The sequence below is a fragment of the Aminobacter sp. UC22_36 genome (assembly GCF_044056035.1).
Taxonomy (GTDB): Bacteria; Pseudomonadota; Alphaproteobacteria; order Rhizobiales; family Rhizobiaceae; genus Aminobacter.
In genome coordinates this window covers 4,670,465-4,687,888 of the sequence record NZ_CP171996.1, presented here as the reverse complement: position 1 = coordinate 4,687,888, position 17,424 = coordinate 4,670,465, and the positions used below count along the sequence as shown (strand labels likewise).

Genomic DNA, 17,424 nt, shown 5'->3' with positions numbered 1-17,424 from the left:
AATTTTGGAAGCGGCTGCATCAGGCCAGCCTCGCATCCGACAATGGCCAAATTCGGCAGGCGGAGAGATTCGGCCTGTGGCCAAATTCGCCAAGATAGGTCAAATTTTAACTACCGATGAAAGATGACCTTCAGTTGATGCTGGCATTTCAAAGCCGGCAGGGAGTTGAAATGAAAAGCGTCATTCTGAAAACAGCCGCCGTGACCTTGATTTCGATCTTGGGTTCGCTTGCATTGGTCTTGACGATCGTGCCGGCCCTTGGCGGAACAGTTGGCGCTATTGGCTGGCTGATGTGCTTCGTTTGCCCGCTGTTCATCGCAACGCCGCTGGGATTCTTCACCTTCCTGCAGGGCCAGAAGTTGAAAGTCGCCCATGACGACCTGATGCGGGCCCACGCCCAGCTTGCCGCCGCCCATCGCCGCCTTTCGGAAAAGGCGAGTCGCGACGAAATGACCGGCATGCTCAACCGCGAGAATTTCTTTGCCGCGCTCGACGGTTCACGACGCAAGTCGGACCGTGGCGCCCTGCTGATCATCGATGCCGACCACTTCAAGCAGATCAATGACAGCTTCGGCCACCTGACCGGCGACCAGGCCCTGCTGCAGATCGCTGCCGCGATCACCCGCGGCGTGCGTAGCGGCGACATCCTTGGCCGCATCGGCGGCGAGGAATTTGGCGCCTTCCTGGTCGGTGCTTCGGAAGACGAGGCCAAGCTCGTCGCCGAGCGTATTCGCAGCGAAGTGGAGCGCCTGCGCTTCCAACCCAATGACGAGCCTGCCGTCCCGCTGACGGTCAGCATCGGCGGCACCAAATGCGAGTCCGAAGCCAATGTTTCGGAACTGATGCGCGCCGCCGACAAGCGCCTCTACGAGGCCAAGCGCCGCGGGCGCAACCGCGCTATCTTCGACATGGGTGTTTCAGAAGCGGCCTGACGGCGCTCGAATCCTGCATGGCTTGCTTTGGGACGACGGCATTTGCCGCCGTCCTTTTTCGCTCTGGCGATCACCAATGCTGCTAGGCACGACGTAGTGCCTGCAAGAAAACGCTGTTCATTTCGATCGTGTCGGCGCCAAACCTAGGCCCTGGCGTAGAAAGCTGAACGATTCGCTCTAGATCGACACGTAGTTCTCGGATGTTGCCGAAATGGCTGGTGCAGTATTTTTCTGAGCCTGTCGAAATCAGGCGATTCAGAACGACATCTGTCCGCATGCAGGACGCGATGTCATAAGCGGATAGCTGCATTGCTCAGCTTTCGCAGTTAAAGGAACCGGAAATGACATTTTCCCATAGCTCGCCAGCAACGCCGGAGGACGCCTATCCCAAGCGTTGGATTGCGATGGCGATCCTGCTTCTGGCCGGGTTCATGAACCTGATCGACGTGACCATCGTCAACGTCGCGCTGCCGCGCCTGCAGTCCGGCCTTGGCGCGACGAGCAGCCAGATCGAATGGGTGGTGGCAGCCTATGTCCTGGCCTTCGCGCTCGGCCTGCTGCCGTTTGGCCGGCTCGGCGACGTGGTCGGCCGCAAGCGCCTGTTTCTGGTCGGTGTCGCGAGTTTCACTGTCTTTTCGGCGCTGTGCGGGCTGGCGCCGACCATGACGACTTTGATCGTCGCGCGCGTCCTTCAGGGACTGGCTGGCGCCATGATGATGCCGCAGGTCCTGGCGATCACCCAGGTGATCTTTCCGCCGCAGGAACGTGGTTTCGCCTTTTCACTGTTCGGTCTGTCCGCGGGCCTCGCCTCTGTCGCCGGCCCGCTCGCCGGTGGCATGCTGATCAGCGCCGACCTGTTTGGCCTCGACTGGCGGCCGATCTTTTTGGTCAACATTCCGGTCGGGATTCTGGCTGTCATTGCCGGCCGGGCACTCATTCCCGATATGCCTGGCCGGCCTGAACTGACCCAGGATCCGGTCGGCATCCTGATCGCCAGCGCTGCAGTCTTCCTGCTGGTATTTCCCCTCATTGAGGGCCATGCCTATGGCTGGCCGGTGTGGACCTTTGCAATGATCGGCCTGTCCGTCATCGCCATGGTCGGTTTCTTCCTGCATCAAAAGACACGGGCGAAACGCGAGCAGAGCCAATTGCTGCCGGTAGCTCTGATGACCAACGGCAATTTCCTGCTCGGCTCCGTGATGACCATGACGTTCTTCTCCGGCGTTGCGGGCTTCTTCCTGGTCCTGGCCGTATTCCTGCAGACCGGGTTCGGGCTGACGCCGTTGCAGTCCGGGTTGACGACAGTGCCATTTCCTTTAGGCGTGCTGATCGCCTCGGTCATCTCGGGGCGGCTGGGCAGCCGCTGGCCGCAGCGGCGCATCGTCGCCGGTGCGCTGGTCATGGGCATTGGCATGGGCTGGTTGCGTTTCGTCGTCGCCGGCGTCGGCGATGCCGTCGATCACTGGCATTTTGTCCTGCCGCTGCTGATGTGCGGCTTCGGCATGGGCATAGCCATCTCGTCGCTGTTCCAGACCGTACTTTCGACGGTGCCGCCACGCGATGCCGGTTCGGGATCGGGGGCGGTGCAGGCCTTCCAGCAGATAGGTGCTGCCCTCGGCATTGCCGTGACGGGGCAGATCTTCTTTTCGACCCTGGACGGCAGGGTGAGCGAGCATCCGCACATGGCCTTTATCTCCGCCATGGAGCACGCGCTTATCTATGAAATGGCGGCATTCGCCCTCGTCGCGGCGATGGTCATTTTCCTCAAGCCGGCAACGCCGCAAGGCAGCCGGGGCCAAAATGTCGACGACAGGCAGCCGGTTCCCGTGGAGATGTAGCGGGACGAATGCGCGTTCGGCCGGGTTCGCCGTTCGTCTGAATCGACGCATCGCCCTGAAAATCGATTCCGAATTTCAGGGCGATGCTGTAGACGCGCAAGTGCGGCCGCTCCGGCCGCTTTCCAGCCGATACTGAACCAATATGCCATTGTGGATTCCCATCACCATTGCTGCCGCCTTCCTGCAGAACCTGCGGTCGGTGGTACAGAAGCACCTGAAAGGCGTGATGGGCACGACCGGTGCCACATTCGTCCGCTTCGGTTTTGGCTTCCCCTTCGCGCTCGCTTTTGTCGGCGTGCTGCATTTCGTAGTCGGCTACCAACTCCCGGCCCTGAACAGGACGTTCTTCATCTGGGCGGTGGTCGGCGGCCTTGGCCAGATCGCCGCCACCTTCCTGTTGATCCACCTGTTCTCGTTCCGGAACTTTGCCGTCGGTACTGCCTATTCGCGCACCGAACCGGCGCAGGCGGCCCTGTTCGGGCTGTTGTTTCTCGGCGAGCGCGCGACGGCGGGCGCAATCGCTGCCATCGCCATCAGCGTCTTCGGCGTGATGCTGATCTCGGTCGCCCACACGACGTTCACCGCGCGTACGCTGGTAACCTCGGTGCTCAGCCGCAATGCGCTGATCGGGTTGGCCTCGGGCACGTTTTTCGGCATTTCGGCGGTCGCCTATCGCGCCGCGTCGCTGGCGCTCGGCGGGCCGAATTTCATGATGCAGGCGGCAGTCACGCTTGCCGTCGTCATCGTCTTCCAGACGGTGTTGATGCTGGTCTGGATCCTGTGGAAGGAGCGCGACGAGTTGCCTCGCATCGCCAAGGCCTGGCGCCCGGCACTATTCACCGGTCTTGTCGGCGCCTCCGCCTCATTCGGCTGGTTCATGGCGATGACGTTGCAGCAGGCGGCGATCGTCAAGTCGCTCGCCCAGATCGAGATGCTGTTCACCTTCGCGTCGAGCGTCTTCTTCTTCCGCGAGCGCATCAACCGGCTCGAAATGGCCGGTTGCGTGCTGATTGTCGGCGGCATCCTGGTGCTGCTTGCCGTAGGCTGAGCCTTTAGATCGTCGCGGGATCGCGCGGCGGCTCGGCTTTCCAGCGCTTGATGATGCCGGCCAGATCGCTGTTCTGGAACGCATCCTTTAGCGTGTCGAACGACGGCAGCACGAAATAGGCGCGCTGGAACTTGTCGATCTCATAGGTCGTGCGCATCACCGTCTCGATGTCGAAGGGCACCTGGTGCGCATCGGGACTTTCGACCGCGAACTGCAACTCGGTGAAAGACGACATCAGGCCGGCGCCGAATGCCTTGAGCGGCTGGCCGGGTTCCTGCATCAGCCCGTATTCGGCTGTGTACCAATAGAGCCGGGTGATCATCTCGTCGCCGCCAAGCGCGATGAGATCGGTCGCCTTCTCGCCATACATCTGCATGAAATCGCCGAACACCGGCTGGCTTAGCACCGGCACATGGCCGAAGAAATCGTGGAACATGTCGGGCTCGACGATGTAGTCGAGCTCGTCGCGCGTCCTCAGCCAGTTGGTCACGGGGAAGCGGCGGTTGGCCAGATGGTCGAAGAAGGGCTGCGCTGGGATCAGGCCGGGTACCGCCACGATCTCCCAGCCGGAGAGCTTGCGCAGCTTTTCGCTGACGTCATGGAAATCCGGAATGCGGTCGACCAGACCGAGGGCCGACATGCCGTCGAGATAGGATTTGTGCGCCAGCCGCTGGGTCAGCTTGGTCTGGCGGTCGCAAAGCGTACGCCACACATCCTGCTCGGCCGGACTGTAGTCGTATTTCTGTTCGACGGTGAAATCCGCCCGGCAGACGCTGTAGTCGCCGCGCAGCCCTTGGGCCGCACATTCCTGTGCATAGTCTTGAACACTCACGCTCATGGTCCGATCCTCCCCGGAAACAGCTTCGATGAGGAATGATAAGCGCTGAGGTCGAGCGGAATTCACCTCTTTGCGCGCATTTGGTCGCGATTTGAGGTACATTCACCCAAATGAACGAAGTGGATGGTGGAAATGCCTCAGTTTGACGAGTTCGAGATCAGGATGCTCGACATCCTCCAGCGTGACGGGCGCAAGCCGGTTTCCGAGATCGCGCAGGAGATTGGCTTGTCCAACACGCCGTGCGCGCGCCGCTTCGAGGCGCTGCAGGAAGCCGGTGTCATCAAGGGGTTTTCCGCTCGCATCGGCCGCCGCGCGGTTGGCCTGATGGTCGAGGTCTTCGTCCAGGTCAGGCTGGTCAGCCATAGCGACGATTCGCCGGAAAAATTCATTGCCGCCGTGCAGCGGATGGACGAGGTCTCGGCCTGCTGGACGATGACCGGCGACTACGACTTCCTGCTGCACGTCATGGTGCCCAACGTCGATGACCTCAACGCCTTCGTCATGCACCGGCTGATGCGTCTGTCGGGTGTGCGCGATGTGCACACCCAGTTGGTGCTGCAGAACATCAAGGGCCCTGGCCATGTGCCGCTCGCGCATTTGCGAGGCTAGGGCAGCGGCTACGGTTCTGGATAGACGAGCCGGTAACGCTCGCCGACGAGGCAGTTGACGGGTTCAGTCGCCTGGATCTTCAGGACGTCTGGCGCATCGGTGACGCCGCTGACTTCGAGGACCAGCTTGCGGCGGATAGCTGTGATGAACTCCGATGCCAGGTGAATGGGCAGCACGAACGAGCCGGGTCCGCCGGTCACGCATTCGGCGTAGTAGCGATCGATGTCTTCGAGGCTTCCGGTCGGCCGGACGAGGATCGGCAGGCCGTTGATGACGATGCCTTTTGCAACCGCATTGTTGCGGGCGACCTCCACCGGTGCACCGAGGTTGTTCGGTCCGTCGCCTGAGACGTCGATGACCTTCTTTTCGCCCCGGAAGAGATTTTGCTCCAGCAGGTTCGCACCGAACGCTACGGCGTTCGAGATCGAAGTGCCGCCGGATCCGCCAATGGGCTTGACGGCGAGCGCGGCTGCGAAGGCATCGGCGCTCACCGCGCCGTCGATGATCTGCCAGGGAATGACCGATTCTGGCCGCACGGTCCCCGCCCACTCGAAATAGGTGACCGCAATCCGGCCCCTCGAACCCGCCAGGACGGCATTGATGAAGTCGGGGTGGCGCAACGCCTTGACGTAGCCGGCGCGCTGAAGCGCGAACTCGCCTTCGTCCATCGAACTCGAAACGTCGACGGCCAGCACCAGTTCGATATCCACTGTCCGATCATCCACGCCGATGATCGGCGCGACAGGCAGTTCGCAACTCGTGCACAGGATCAGCGCCAGCGCAGCCAGCATTGTTCGTCGTCCGAGGAACCCGGAAATCAGTGTGCGTCAATGCGGGAAAAATGAAAGCTGTGCCGCTTCAATGCTTCGTGAATATGAGGCCTGTTCTTGAAACGACAAGGCCGGCAAAAGCCGGCCCGTCTTTGCCCATTGGGCAGGAATTGCGGCAGCTCCTTACGGAACGATCAGCGTGCCCGCACCGTGCTCGGTGAACAGCTCGAGCAGCACCGAATGCGGCGTCTTGCCGTTGAGGATGACGACTCCCTCGACACCGCGCTCGATCGCCTCGATGCAGGTCTCGACCTTGGGGATCATGCCGCCCGAAATCGTGCCATCCTTGATCAGCGCCTTGGCGTCGGCGACCGTCAGTTCGTCGATCAGCTTCTTGTCCTTGTCGAGTACGCCGGGCACGTCGGTCAAAAACAGCAGCCGCGAAGCCTTCACAGCACCTGCAATCGCACCGGCGAAAGTGTCGGCGTTGATGTTGTAGGTGTGGCCGTCGCGCCCCGGCGCGACAGGCGCCAGCACCGGGATCATTTCGGAACGGGCCAGAAGGTCGAGCAGCGTGCGGTCGACTTCGACCGGCTCGCCGACGAAGCCGAGATCAATCACCTTCTCGATGTTGCTGTCGGGGTCGACCATGGTCTTCTTGGCCTTTTCGGCGAAGACCATGTTGCCGTCCTTGCCGCACAGGCCGATCGCCCATTCGCCTTCGGCGTTGATGAGGGCGACGATCTCTTTGTTGATCGACCCGGCCAGCACCATCTCGACGATCTCGACCGTCTTCTGGTCGGTGACGCGCAGGCCGCCTTCGAACTTCGATTCGATGCCCATCTTGGACAGCATGGCGCCGATCTGCGGGCCGCCGCCATGCACGACGATCGGGTTGACGCCCGACTGCTTGAGCAATGCGATGTCGCGGGCGAAGGCACGGCCGAGCTCGACATTGCCCATGGCGTGGCCGCCATATTTCACCACGACGGTCTTGTTTTCGTAGCGCTGCATGTAGGGCAAGGCCGCGGAGAGCAGGGCAGCCTGCATTTCGGCGGTGGCGGCGACATTCGTCGTCATCGGCATGGTCCCGGATAGGTGGAAAAGGTCGGCGCGGTCTTAGCCGGAAACCGGGCAGGGGGCAAATGGTTCGATGGTTTGGCGCGCATGCTGTTTTGCCGGCGCGCAGGGGGAAAGGGTTGTATGTCGCTCGACAACCTAAACAGGAGTTGCAAATAGTTTTGCGCGACGTAACTTGGCGAACATGACGCCGCAGGACATCACCAAGCTGATTGTTCGGACCTCGATGAAGGATCGTGCGGCCTTCGATTTGCTCTACCGGCAGACGAGCGCGAAACTTTTCGGGGTCTGCCTGCGTGTATTGAACGACAGGGCAGATGCCGAGGAAGCGCTGCAAGAGGTCTTCGTCAAGATCTGGACGAAAGCGGACCGCTTCGCAGTTTCTGATCTCAGCCCCATCTCGTGGCTTGTAGCAATCGCCCGCAACCATGCGATCGATCGCATTCGGGCGCGGCGTCAGGCGCCTCTCGCGATCGACGAGGCGCTCGAGGTTGCGGACCCGGGGCCGGGGCCAGAGGCTGCAGCAGTGGCGGGCGGCGAAGCCGAGCGCATCCATGGCTGCCTGGAGGAACTGGAGAAGGACAAGGCTGCTGCGGTCCGCGGCGCCTATCTCAAGGGAGAGAGTTATAACGAACTCGCGGAACGCCACGGCGTGCCGCTCAACACCATGCGTACCTGGCTGCGCCGCAGCCTGCTCAAACTTAGGGAATGTCTGGAAAGATGACGCTCGCGCAAGACAATGGACAGGAACGTGGAGGCGACGATCTGGTCGCCGCCGAATACGTTCTCGGCGTCCTGCCTGCCGACGAGCGGCGTCAAGCCAGCACCCGCATCGATGGCGAGCCTGGTTTCGCCCGCATGGTCGACCAGTGGGAAGTGCATTTCTCTCCCCTTGCTGCGGCCTACCCGGAGATCGAGCCTCCGGCCTCGGTCAAGCCGGCGATCGACCGCAGGCTGTTCTCGGGGACCGCGACGTCGTCGGCGCCCAGCTCGCAAGGCTCTGCCGGTTTGTGGGCCAGCCTCGCCTTCTGGCGTGGCCTGGCAACGGCAGCTGTCGCCGCGCTCGCCCTTTATGTCGCTGTCCCCTACGTCAACCCGCCCGCCGAGTTGCCGCAGGAGCGCATGGTTGCATCGCTTGCCGCTGACGGCAGCGACGTCAAGTACATGGTCATGTACGACGCTGCTTCCGGCGAAGTCGGCCTTTCACATGTCGCGGGCGAACGTGGTGCCGGCAAGGACTTCGAGCTCTGGATGATCGAAGGTAGCAACCCGCCGGTTTCGATGGGCGTCATCCCTGCGGGCACGACCATGAAGATGCCAGTCAAGGAAGACATCCGCGCCAAGCTCGCTGCCGGTGCCGTGCTTGCCGTCAGCCTCGAGCCGACGGGCGGCTCGCCGACCGGTCAGCCGACCGGACCGGTTGTTGCCGCTGGCGACCTGCGCGACATCTAATCCAGAGAAAAATTGCCTGAATTCGAACTGGGCTGAAACTTTATCTCAATGCCGTTCGTACCTATAAGGTTTGGCAAAGATTATATTGAAGTAAGTGAGATATTTCACGCACGAAAGTGAAACTATATAATCTCATCGTCGTAATTCCTTGTGCCTTTCCATCTAGGGAAACAACCCAAGGAGTTACAATATGCGTAAGATCTCTCTCGTTTTGCTCGCCGGTGCTTTCTCCGCTCTTGCAACCTTTGCCTATGCCGAAAACCCGATGGTTGGCGGTGCTGCGATGTTCGCCGACAAGAACATCGTCGAGAACGCGGTCAACTCCAAGGACCACACCACGCTCGTCGCTGCAGTGAAGGCGGCCGGTCTGGTAGAGACGCTGCAGGGCAAAGGCCCGTTCACGGTCTTCGCGCCGACCAACGAGGCGTTTGCGGCACTTCCGGCCGGCACGGTCGAAACCCTGCTCAAGCCTGAAAACAAGGACAAGCTGACCAAGATCCTGACCTGCCATGTGGTCGGCGCCAAGGCGATGGCCGGCGATGTCACCAAGATGGTCGCGGATGATGGCGGTGCCCACAAGGCCAAGACCGTTGGTGGTTGCGAACTGACGCTGAAGGCCGATGGTGGCAAGGTCACCGTGACTGACGAGAACGGCAATGTCGCCAATGTGACGATCGCCGATGTCGAGCAGTCGAACGGCGTCATCCATGTCATCGACAAGGTTCTGCTGCCCAAGATGTAAGCCCGGGGGGCAGTGTGGTTGTGCGACGCTGTCGCTCCCTGAGGCTCGCGCAATCGGCAACGCGCCCCGCAACGGTCACCGTTGCGGGGCGTGGTTTGTTGTGCGCCGGCCCGTCGGCTTACGCGCCAGACCCTCAAGCCCTGTTGATTTCGCCGTGATTTGCTGCCGGCCTATGGTCGGCCAGGAGAAATGCCATGGACCGCCGTACATTCCTGCTGGGCAGTGCCGCGATCGCCGTTCTTGCCGGCTTTGTCGTCTCGAGGCGATTGACCATCGCCGCCCCGGCATTGGCTGAAAACTTCGAAGTCACCAAGACAGATGCCCAGTGGCGGGCAATCCTCTCTCCCGCGGCGTTTGCCGTGCTGCGCCAGGAGGACACCGAGCCGCCAGGGTCGAGCCCGCTGCTCAACGAGCACCGTAAGGGCACGTTCAACTGCGCCGGCTGCGACCTCGCCGCCTATTCGTCCGACACCAAGTTCGATTCCGGCACCGGCTGGCCGAGCTTCTGGGACGCGTTGCCCAATGCGATCGGCACCAATGTCGATACGTCGCTGCTGATGACCCGCACCGAAGTGCATTGCCGCCGCTGCGGCGGCCATTTCGGTCACATTTTTGACGATGGCCCGCCGCCGACCGGCAAGCGCCATTGCATCAACGGGCTGGCCCTGGCGTTCCGGCCGGCTGCCGCCTGATCGTTTTCCAAAAATTTCTCTTGACCTCAAGATATATTGAGGTTGCATGAATGCGCTCTCACGAGAACCAGAATCGAAAAGGAGAGCGGCAATGAGCCAGAACGCAGAGAATGAACAGAACGGCCCGGTGGCGTTCGTCAACATCTTCACCCTGAAGCCGGGCAAGCTGGACGAGTTCATCGCCCTGCAGAAGATCAACCTGGATCGTTCGATAGGCAATGTGCCGGGCTGGCGCGGCAGCCGGCTGCACCGGGCGATCGATGGCGACACGGCGATCATGATCAGCACCTTCGACACGGTTGTCGATCACCAGCGCGTGCATCAGACGCAAGGTTTCACCGAGCATATCGCCAAGGTCGGACCGCTGATCGAGAGCGTGACGCCGGCCTATTATCAGCTCGTCCACGAGGTGACGCAGGCATGATGCGGATCGCCCCCGCAAGCGCCCGGCGGCGGCTGTTATTCAGCCGCCGTTGACCACCAGCGCGATCGCTGCCCGCAGTTCGTCCAGGCCTTCGTTCTTTTCCGACGACGTCGCCAGTACGGTTGGGAAGGCGGCGGCGCGCTTCTTGATCTTCAACAGCGTGTCTTCGATCAGCGGCTGCACGCCGGCGGCCTTGATCTTGTCGGTCTTGGTCAGGACGATCTGGTAGGAGATCGCCGCCTTGTCGAGCAGGGTCAGAACCTCTTCGTCGTTCTTCTTGATGCCGTGGCGGGAATCGATCAGCAGGTAGACGCGCTTGAGCGTCACCCGGCCGCGCAGATAGTCAAACACCAGCTTGGTCCACTGGTCGACCTGTTCCTTCGGCGCCTGGGCGTAGCCGTAGCCGGGCATGTCGACCAGGGCCATCGGCGGCAGGTCGCCGGCTTCGCCGGAATAGCCGTCGGGCACGAAATAGTTGAGTTCTTGCGTGCGCCCCGGTGTGTTCGAAGTGCGTGCCAGCCCGCCATGGCGAACCAGCGCGTTGATCAGCGACGACTTGCCGACATTCGAACGGCCGGCGAAGGCGATCTCCGGCGGCCCTTCGGGCGGCAAGAACTTCATGGCGGGCACGCCACGGATGAAGATCCATGGGCGCTTGAAAAGCTCGGCATCCACCGGGCCGTTGGTCGTGTATTGGTTCAAGCCGCTGCCTCCAGCAGAGAAATATCCGAGCCGCGAATGGCATTGAGGTTGCGGCCGATCTTGTCCACCGGCCAATCCCACCAGGCAATCGTCAAAAGCCGTTCGATGGTCTTGTCGTCGAAACGCTTCTTGACCACGACGGAAGGATTGCCGGCTACGATCGCATAAGGCGGTACGTGCCTGCTGACAACCGATTTCGCAGCAACGATGGCGCCGTGGCCGATATGAACCCCCGGCAGGATCACCGCTTCCATGCCGATCCACACGTCATTGCCAAGCACCGTGTCGCCGCGCACCTCCTGCTGCCAGGTGGAAACGTCGAAGCCGTCCTCCCAGCCATGGCCGAAAATGTTGAACGGAAAGGTCGAAAATCCAGACATGGCGTGGTTGGCGCCGTTCATGATGAAACGCGCGCCCTCGGCGATGGCGCAGAACTTTCCGATGATCAGCTTGTCGCCGATGAACGGGTAGTGATGCAGCACGCATTTCTGCTGGAACAGGTCCGGCCCTTCTGGGTCGTCGTAATAGGTGAAGTCGCCGATCTCGATGTTTTCGGCGTCGACAAGGGATTTTAGGAAGCCGACGCGCTTATGCATCGGTATCGGGTGCTTGATCGCGGGGTTCGGTCCGAGCATGGTTTATCGTCCGTGTGGATGCGTATGAAATGACAGTATAGCGCGATCCGCGACGAAGACATCGTCAGGCATAGATCTTCGCTGTCTGGTTTTTTCCAATGTAGGGGTCGGTCGCCGGACCGGATTGCAAACCGGGGTTCCACAAGGGCTTGCGGAACCCCGGCCTTTGCCGAGACGGTTCAATTCTGACCGGGGGGATGGTCAGAAACCGTCACCCCGCAAGCTGATGCTTGAGAGGCATCGCTCAGCTACGCTGCTGTCGGGGCAATAGTTTCAGCTCCCAGTTGAAAAAACCGCAAAATCCGCGAAAAGCAAAAAGCCCCGGAATTTCCGGGGCTTTTTCGTTGTGTCTCGGATGTCCGGCTATTCTGCCGGCGTTGGTTTTTTCTTGAACAACGCCACCAGATTGTCCCACAGCTCGATCTTGGCGCCCTGGCGCTTCATGATCACGCCCTGCTGCAAGATCGACAGCGAGTTGTTCCACGCCCAGTAGATGACGAGGCCCGCCGGGAACGACGCCAGCATGAAGGTGAACAGGATCGGCATCCAGGTGAAGATCATCGCCTGGGTCGGATCCGGAGGTGTTGGGTTCATGCGCATCTGCAGGAACATGGTCACGCCCATGATCAACGGCCAGACGCCGATCATCAGGAAGGCGGGCACGCCCCAAGGCAGCAGGCCGAACAGATTGAACAGCGACGTCGGATCGGGTGCCGCCAGATCGTGGATCCAGCCGAAGAACGGCGCATGGCGCATTTCGATGGTGACGTAGAGCACCTTGTAGAGCGCGAAGAACACCGGGATCTGGATCAGCACAGGCCAGCAGCCGGCCAGCGGATTGATCTTCTCGGTCTTGTACAGCTCCATCATCGCCTGCTGCTGCTTCATCTTGTCATCCGCGTATTTCTCGCGGATCTCCAGCATCTTGGGCTGTACCATCTTCATGTTCGCCATCGACTTGTACGACTTGTTGGCGAGCGGGAAGAAGATGGCCTTGACGATGACGGTGGTGGCGAGGATCGCCAGGCCGAAATTGCCGAGGAATTTGTAAAGCGTGTCGATCAGCCAGAACATCGGCTTGGTGATGAAGTAGAACCAGCCCCAGTCGATCAGCAGGTTGAACTGCCTGATCTGGCGGTCCTTCTCATAAGCGTTGATCTTGGCCACTTCCTTGGCGCCGGCGAAAACCAGTGTCTCGACAGTTGCCGACTGACCGGCTGCGACAGTGATCGGATCGGTCATATAATCGGCCTGGTAGCGCGGGCGGCCGTCTTCGAAATAGGAGAAGCGCGGCTGGAACGGCTGCTTGCCCGAGGGGATCAGCGATGCGGCCCAGTACTTGTCGGTGATGCCGAGCCAGCCGTCGGTCGACTTGCCGGGCAGGACCTGCTTGTCGCTTTCGATGGTCGAGTACTTGAGCTCCTGCAGGCCTTCGGTGCCGGTCACGCCGATCAGGCCTTCGTGCAGCACGTAGGTCGAGGCATGCAGCGGCTTGTCGAAGCGGGTAAGGCGGCCGTAGTTCGACAGCGCAACATCGGCGGCGCCGGCGTTGGTCACCGTGTCGGTCACCGTGAACATGTAGTTCTGGTCGACAGCGATGGTCCGCTTGAAGGTCAGGCCCTTGTCGTTGGTGTAGGTCAGCGTCACCGGCGTGGCCGGCGTCAGCGTGGCGTTGCTCTCGGCCGTCCAGACGGTGTCGGGGCCGGGCACTGGGCCTGTCGCTTCGCTGCCGACGAAGCCGATCTCGCCATAGAAGCCGGACGGCAGGGCCTGCGGGTTCAACAGCTCGATGACAGGCGAATTCGGATCGACGGCGACGCGGTAGTGCTTGAGGCTGATATCGTCGATCCGCGCGCCGGTCAGGTTGATCGAACCCTTCAGGCTCGGCGTGTCGAGCGCGATGCGGCCCGAAGCGGCAATCGCCTGGGCACGGTCGGCGACGGCGACCTGGGTCGTCGGCGCGCCGGGGATGCCGGCTTGCGGTGCTGCCGGCGTTCCGGTGCCAGGCGTCGTGCCCGCCGGCTGCGCGGCCTTCTGCTGCTCGGCCACGCGCTCGGCTTCGATTCGCGCGGCTTCCCGCTGCGTTTCGACGCGGGGGTTCATGTAGAACACCTGCCAGAGCGTCAGGATCAGCACCGACAAGGCGATGGTGATAAAGAAATTACGGTTGTTTTCCATCGAAAGCCCTTATCGCGTTCCGCGAATGCGCCGAGAAAGTTCGGCCGTGATCTGGCCGAAAGGGGCGGTGAGCACATCTTCGCGCCCGACGATCACATAGTCTTTGCCGGCGGCCATGTCACCTGCGGCATGTGTACGAACGGCTTCCCTGAGGCGCCGTTTGACACGATTGCGGACAACCGCGTTGCCGACCTTCTTGGTGACGGTATAGCCGACGCGCGGCCCCGCACTGTCGTCGCGATCCAGAACCTCGACGAGAAAAAACCGCCCGCGCCGCTTGTCACCGCGGCGGACGGCCAGAAACTGTTTTCTTTTCAGAAGCCGTTCGGGGCCGCGTCCATGCGGAGCAGACCCCTCTGGCTTGCCGTCAGCGGGCAAGGTTCCCGCCTATGGCTTAGGCGGAGAGCCGCTTGCGGCCGCGGTTGCGGCGAGCTGCGACGACGCCACGACCGCCCTTGGTAGCCATGCGAGCACGGAAACCATGACGGCGCTTACGGACGAGTTTGGAAGGCTGATAGGTACGCTTCATTTGTTTTTATACCGCGGGGTGCGGCCCTTCTTGATTCTGTCACACTGTAACAGGAGCTTGGCTCAGCTTGCTTCGACGCGATCAAAAACCGCGACGGAAGCGGGTCCCGAGCGTGTGCGGGCTTATAGAAAGAAGGTGTCGCGAAGTCAATCCGCCGACCCTGGCGCTACCGAAGGTTGATTATGCTGTCAGCAGGCGACAGGGGACTGGGCGGCGGCAGTGACATTTTGCAGTGCGGAATTTGCAACTGCGTTGTGATCGCCTATCTTTGCAACAAAGGGGATGCAAGGCAGTTCGTACTCATTTTAGTCCGAAGCGCATCATTCTCGAATTGGCCTCGCAGCAAAGAACAGCATGACTGAAGCAGCCGATACCGGTGCATATGCCGGAAAACAGGCGGACCGTTCGGTTCCGCTTTCGCGCGGCCTCTCGGCAAAGCTGCTGCTCTTGACCATCGCTTTTGTACTTTTCGCCGAAGTTCTGTTCTTCCTGCCCTCGGTCGCAAGCTTCCGCATTCGCTGGCTCGAGGAACGCTTGGCCACGGCGGCCGCCGTTGCGACAATTCTGGTGCAGGGCGACCCGACGTCATTGTCGCGCGCTGCCCAGAACGACGTGCTGGCGGCGATCGGCGCCAAGGCGATTGCCGTGCGCGATGGCGGCGTCTCCCGCCTGCTGGTCGTTGCCGACATGCCGCCCGAGGTCGACGAGCATATCGACATCGCCAAGGAAGGCGTGCTGGACTCGATGCCGGCCGCCATCGACACGCTGCTGTTCGGCGGCAACCGCATGCTGCGCGTCTACGGCCGGGTCGGCGAGAGTGCCAAGGAGTTCGAGCTCGTCATCCCTGATTACCGGCTGCACCGGGCCATGCTGGCCAATGCGCGCTACATCGTGTTCGTTTCGCTTCTGATTTCGCTGTTCACCGCAGCTCTTGTCTATGCCGCCATCGATCGCATCATGATCAAGCCGATCCGTGCCATGACGCGCTCGATGCTGACCTTCTCCGATGCCCCGGACAATCCCGCCGGGGTCATCGTTCCCGAAGCCCGTTCCGACGAGATCGGCCTGGCCGAGCGCGAACTGGCGGCGATGCAGACGCATCTGCAGCGAATGCTGCACGAGCAGAAGCATCTGGCCGACCTCGGCCTGGCGGTGTCGAAGATCAATCACGACATGCGCAACATCCTGGCGTCGGCACAGCTGATGTCCGACCGCCTGCGCATGGTCAAGGACCCGGCCGTGCAGGCCTTTGCGCCGAAATTGCTGCGCACGCTCGATCGCGCCGTAGCCTATTCGGAAAACGTGCTGTCTTATGGCCGCGCCCAGGAACCAGCGCCGGCGCGCCGACGCCTGCGGCTCAGCCAGCTTGTCGACGACGTGCACGGCCTGCTCGGCCTCGAACCCGATTCGGGCATCGAGTTCTTCAACGCCGTCGACACCGAATTTGAGATCGAGGCCGATCCCGACCAGTTGTTCAGGGTACTGACCAATCTGTGCCGCAACGCCGTGCAGGCGATGGCCGGTGCTGCCGACAGCGCCATCGTCAATCGTTTGACGGTCTATGCCGAGCGCGAAGGCAGCGTCAGTCGCATCCTCGTTGCCGATACCGGCCCCGGCCTGCCGCAAAAGGCGCGCGAGAACCTGTTTGCCGCCTTCCGCGGTTCGGCCCGCAGCGGCGGCACCGGTCTCGGCCTCGCCATCGCCTATGAACTGGTGCGCGCCCATGGCGGGCAGTTGGAGCTCGTCGAGAGTGCTGGCGGACGCACGGTGTTCGCCGTCACCATCCCCGATCAGCCGGTTCGCCTCGACGAGGCGCGTCAGGGCATGCGCCGTCCGGCCTGATTGTAAAAAACTTTGCCGGCAGCGGCTTGCATTTCACAATTCGAGCCGCTAGGTAGCGCCGGTCGCTGCAGTCGATTGACCGCAGCGTGTTGGCCGTTCACTCGGCCTGATGCGCGCCCGTAGCTCAGCTGGATAGAGCACCAGACTACGAATCTGGGGGGTCAGAGGTTCGAATCCTTTCGGGCGCGCCAATTCTAAGCTGCAACGCCGCAAGTCTCCGATCCTGGTCACAGCTTGGTCATTTTTGTGCTGCGTCGGACTTTGCCGCGCCACCAACCCAATGAAGTTTCGGAGTAGGTCTTGCCCCCTAGGGCTCATCGGCGCCTAAACCATGTGCCACGGACGACTAAGAACCAGGAGTGGTCGGAGTGCGCTGACCCTCCCATTCAGGCGGCCACCAGTCTCCGCGCAGGTGCTCGTAGTCGTCGTCGGTAATCCAGGCCAGCGGCTCCCCGAGTCTGTTCTCTGGATCAAGACTTTGCTTCAAACCGTCGCATCGGCGCAATGCCCATTCCAGCATTGCCAATGTATCGACCTCGCGGTCGCGAACGATCCTGCCTCGCCGGCAAGTGATGACGCGCTCTCGGGTGAACCACGATGACCCGCCGTGGAAGCCCCACACGAGCCTTGGTCCTGTCGGGATGCGAAGGTGACCGCTGAACCACTCGGCGCATACTGGAAATCCGTTCGCTGGCACGAGCCGCAAAAACCAAGTGCGCATGGCATCCGAGAGCGGCAGCTCCTTGTCGCCATAAGTACTCAAACCGACGAGCCACAACTTACCATCGACAATATCCCAAGTGCCCACGTACTGACGATGACAGGCCGTCGTCCAGACGTCGGGAGCTTCTATTTTAGTCCGGCGGGAAGCAAGCAGGCGATAGAGCGGCAGTGCATGTAACAAATGCGGCTTACCATCGATGAGTATTCTCTCGGGTGTTTGTGCTGTCATGGGGCTCCTCACGTCGGAGAAGTGCCGAAGCGGCAACAGCGAAATCATAGCAGAATGCATGCCAGGCGCAAACCAATGCGCCGATAATAGATTGATATTATGATATAAATTGCCGTTTTCGCCCGCCTGCCGCTCGCGTAGCAGTTTCCCGGTTTCGTCCT

Annotated in this window: 19 protein-coding genes and 1 tRNA gene; 11 read left to right on the top strand and 9 right to left on the bottom strand. The window is 61.4% G+C overall.

All coding sequences use genetic code 11. From position 1 onward, the window contains the following. Positions 1-170 precede the first annotated feature (170 nt). The 3 genes from ACHMW7_RS26390 (at position 171) to ACHMW7_RS26380 (ending at position 3,818) form a co-directional block, all read left to right on the top strand. Complete coding sequence (locus tag ACHMW7_RS26390) at positions 171-932, top strand: GGDEF domain-containing protein (protein ID WP_395448345.1); 762 nt, start codon at positions 171-173, stop codon at positions 930-932. Positions 933-1,273: 341 nt separating this feature from the next. Next, on the top strand, positions 1,274-2,770 hold the full coding sequence (locus ACHMW7_RS26385) for an MFS transporter (protein ID WP_395448344.1): 1,497 nt from the start codon (positions 1,274-1,276) through the stop codon (positions 2,768-2,770). 142 nt (positions 2,771-2,912) lie between these two features. Beyond that, entirely contained in the window at positions 2,913-3,818 is a 906-nt protein-coding gene (locus ACHMW7_RS26380; protein ID WP_395448343.1) for an EamA family transporter, read from the top strand. Positions 3,819-3,822: 4 nt separating this feature from the next. Here ACHMW7_RS26380 and phhA read toward each other — a convergent pair whose 3' ends face one another. Next, positions 3,823-4,656, bottom strand: coding sequence for a phenylalanine 4-monooxygenase (gene phhA, locus ACHMW7_RS26375; protein WP_395448342.1), 834 nt, complete (start codon positions 4,654-4,656; stop codon positions 3,823-3,825). A 132-nt stretch (positions 4,657-4,788) separates the two neighbouring features. Between phhA and ACHMW7_RS26370 the strand changes: the two genes are divergently transcribed. Next, on the top strand, positions 4,789-5,265 hold the full coding sequence (locus ACHMW7_RS26370) for an Lrp/AsnC family transcriptional regulator (protein ID WP_395448341.1): 477 nt from the start codon (positions 4,789-4,791) through the stop codon (positions 5,263-5,265). 8 nt (positions 5,266-5,273) lie between these two features. Here ACHMW7_RS26370 and ACHMW7_RS26365 read toward each other — a convergent pair whose 3' ends face one another. Then, a complete protein-coding gene (locus ACHMW7_RS26365; protein ID WP_395448340.1) occupies positions 5,274-6,056 on the bottom strand; it encodes a DUF1194 domain-containing protein in 783 nt (260 codons plus the stop codon). A gap of 162 nt (positions 6,057-6,218) precedes the next feature. After that, a complete protein-coding gene (argB, locus tag ACHMW7_RS26360) occupies positions 6,219-7,121 on the bottom strand; it encodes an acetylglutamate kinase (protein ID WP_395448339.1) in 903 nt (300 codons plus the stop codon). A 178-nt stretch (positions 7,122-7,299) separates the two neighbouring features. On the opposite strand from argB, the gene ACHMW7_RS26355 reads away from it, so the two are divergent. The 5 genes from ACHMW7_RS26355 (at position 7,300) to ACHMW7_RS26335 (ending at position 10,425) form a co-directional block, all read left to right on the top strand. Then, positions 7,300-7,839, top strand: a complete 540-nt coding sequence (locus ACHMW7_RS26355) for a sigma-70 family RNA polymerase sigma factor (RefSeq protein WP_395451448.1) — start codon at positions 7,300-7,302, stop codon at positions 7,837-7,839. Further along, positions 7,836-8,567 carry an anti-sigma factor domain-containing protein gene (locus ACHMW7_RS26350; RefSeq protein ID WP_395448338.1) on the top strand — a complete coding sequence of 244 codons (732 nt, stop codon included), beginning with the start codon at positions 7,836-7,838 and terminating at the stop codon, positions 8,565-8,567. The genes ACHMW7_RS26355 and ACHMW7_RS26350 overlap by 4 nt, the downstream gene beginning before the upstream one ends. Before the next feature lie 190 nt (positions 8,568-8,757). Next, positions 8,758-9,309, top strand: coding sequence for a fasciclin domain-containing protein (locus ACHMW7_RS26345; protein WP_395448337.1), 552 nt, complete (start codon positions 8,758-8,760; stop codon positions 9,307-9,309). A 194-nt stretch (positions 9,310-9,503) separates the two neighbouring features. After that, the gene (msrB, locus tag ACHMW7_RS26340; RefSeq protein ID WP_395448336.1) at positions 9,504-10,001 is read left to right on the top strand and encodes a peptide-methionine (R)-S-oxide reductase MsrB; all 498 of its coding nucleotides are present in this window, start codon (positions 9,504-9,506) and stop codon (positions 9,999-10,001) included. A 91-nt stretch (positions 10,002-10,092) separates the two neighbouring features. Next, the gene (locus ACHMW7_RS26335; RefSeq protein WP_395448335.1) at positions 10,093-10,425 is read left to right on the top strand and encodes an antibiotic biosynthesis monooxygenase family protein; all 333 of its coding nucleotides are present in this window, start codon (positions 10,093-10,095) and stop codon (positions 10,423-10,425) included. Between the two features lie 39 nt (positions 10,426-10,464). Here the strand turns inward: ACHMW7_RS26335 and yihA are convergent, their stop codons facing one another. The 5 genes from yihA to rpmH all read right to left on the bottom strand — a co-directional run bounded on the left by yihA (position 10,465) and on the right by rpmH (position 14,469). Further along, positions 10,465-11,046 carry a ribosome biogenesis GTP-binding protein YihA/YsxC gene (gene yihA, locus ACHMW7_RS26330; protein WP_246591791.1) on the bottom strand — a complete coding sequence of 194 codons (582 nt, stop codon included), beginning with the start codon at positions 11,044-11,046 and terminating at the stop codon, positions 10,465-10,467. A gap of 77 nt (positions 11,047-11,123) precedes the next feature. Then, positions 11,124-11,762, bottom strand: a complete 639-nt coding sequence (locus ACHMW7_RS26325; RefSeq protein WP_395448334.1) for a CatB-related O-acetyltransferase — start codon at positions 11,760-11,762, stop codon at positions 11,124-11,126. A gap of 363 nt (positions 11,763-12,125) precedes the next feature. Further along, positions 12,126-13,940 (bottom strand): membrane protein insertase YidC, encoded by a 1,815-nt coding sequence (yidC, locus tag ACHMW7_RS26320; protein ID WP_395448333.1) that lies wholly within the window; start codon positions 13,938-13,940, stop codon positions 12,126-12,128. Between the two features lie 9 nt (positions 13,941-13,949). Then, positions 13,950-14,318 (bottom strand): ribonuclease P protein component, encoded by a 369-nt coding sequence (gene rnpA, locus ACHMW7_RS26315; protein WP_067965606.1) that lies wholly within the window; start codon positions 14,316-14,318, stop codon positions 13,950-13,952. Between the two features lie 16 nt (positions 14,319-14,334). Continuing rightward, positions 14,335-14,469: a 50S ribosomal protein L34 gene (gene rpmH, locus ACHMW7_RS26310; RefSeq protein WP_008833937.1), complete on the bottom strand. Its 135-nt coding sequence runs from the start codon at positions 14,467-14,469 to the stop codon at positions 14,335-14,337. Between the two features lie 354 nt (positions 14,470-14,823). Between rpmH and ACHMW7_RS26305 the strand changes: the two genes are divergently transcribed. Then, positions 14,824-16,311: an ATP-binding protein gene (locus tag ACHMW7_RS26305; RefSeq protein ID WP_395448332.1), complete on the top strand. Its 1,488-nt coding sequence runs from the start codon at positions 14,824-14,826 to the stop codon at positions 16,309-16,311. Positions 16,312-16,424: 113 nt separating this feature from the next. Further along, positions 16,425-16,502: transfer RNA gene (locus tag ACHMW7_RS26300), tRNA-Arg, on the top strand. Between the two features lie 155 nt (positions 16,503-16,657). On the opposite strand, the gene ACHMW7_RS26295 is transcribed toward ACHMW7_RS26300, so the two are convergent. Beyond that, complete coding sequence (locus ACHMW7_RS26295) at positions 16,658-17,263, bottom strand: hypothetical protein (protein WP_395448331.1); 606 nt, start codon at positions 17,261-17,263, stop codon at positions 16,658-16,660. Between the last annotated feature and the right edge of the window lie 161 nt (positions 17,264-17,424).

Coding starts and splice junctions, on each gene's coding strand:
- ACHMW7_RS26295 (WP_395448331.1), bottom strand. CDS start 17,263: ATGACAGCACAAACACCCGAGAGAATACTCATCGATGGTAAGCCGCAT.
- ACHMW7_RS26325 (WP_395448334.1), bottom strand. CDS start 11,762: ATGCTCGGACCGAACCCCGCGATCAAGCACCCGATACCGATGCATAAG.
- ACHMW7_RS26385 (WP_395448344.1), top strand. CDS start 1,274: ATGACATTTTCCCATAGCTCGCCAGCAACGCCGGAGGACGCCTATCCC.
- ACHMW7_RS26335 (WP_395448335.1), top strand. CDS start 10,093: ATGAGCCAGAACGCAGAGAATGAACAGAACGGCCCGGTGGCGTTCGTC.
- ACHMW7_RS26380 (WP_395448343.1), top strand. CDS start 2,913: ATGCCATTGTGGATTCCCATCACCATTGCTGCCGCCTTCCTGCAGAAC.
- phhA (WP_395448342.1), bottom strand. CDS start 4,656: ATGAGCGTGAGTGTTCAAGACTATGCACAGGAATGTGCGGCCCAAGGG.
- ACHMW7_RS26390 (WP_395448345.1), top strand. CDS start 171: ATGAAAAGCGTCATTCTGAAAACAGCCGCCGTGACCTTGATTTCGATC.
- msrB (WP_395448336.1), top strand. CDS start 9,504: ATGGACCGCCGTACATTCCTGCTGGGCAGTGCCGCGATCGCCGTTCTT.
- ACHMW7_RS26365 (WP_395448340.1), bottom strand. CDS start 6,056: ATGCTGGCTGCGCTGGCGCTGATCCTGTGCACGAGTTGCGAACTGCCT.
- ACHMW7_RS26370 (WP_395448341.1), top strand. CDS start 4,789: ATGCCTCAGTTTGACGAGTTCGAGATCAGGATGCTCGACATCCTCCAG.
- ACHMW7_RS26350 (WP_395448338.1), top strand. CDS start 7,836: ATGACGCTCGCGCAAGACAATGGACAGGAACGTGGAGGCGACGATCTG.
- argB (WP_395448339.1), bottom strand. CDS start 7,121: ATGCCGATGACGACGAATGTCGCCGCCACCGCCGAAATGCAGGCTGCC.
- ACHMW7_RS26345 (WP_395448337.1), top strand. CDS start 8,758: ATGCGTAAGATCTCTCTCGTTTTGCTCGCCGGTGCTTTCTCCGCTCTT.
- ACHMW7_RS26355 (WP_395451448.1), top strand. CDS start 7,300: ATGACGCCGCAGGACATCACCAAGCTGATTGTTCGGACCTCGATGAAG.
- yihA (WP_246591791.1), bottom strand. CDS start 11,046: ATGAAGTTCTTGCCGCCCGAAGGGCCGCCGGAGATCGCCTTCGCCGGC.
- rpmH (WP_008833937.1), bottom strand. CDS start 14,469: ATGAAGCGTACCTATCAGCCTTCCAAACTCGTCCGTAAGCGCCGTCAT.
- ACHMW7_RS26305 (WP_395448332.1), top strand. CDS start 14,824: ATGACTGAAGCAGCCGATACCGGTGCATATGCCGGAAAACAGGCGGAC.
- yidC (WP_395448333.1), bottom strand. CDS start 13,940: ATGGAAAACAACCGTAATTTCTTTATCACCATCGCCTTGTCGGTGCTG.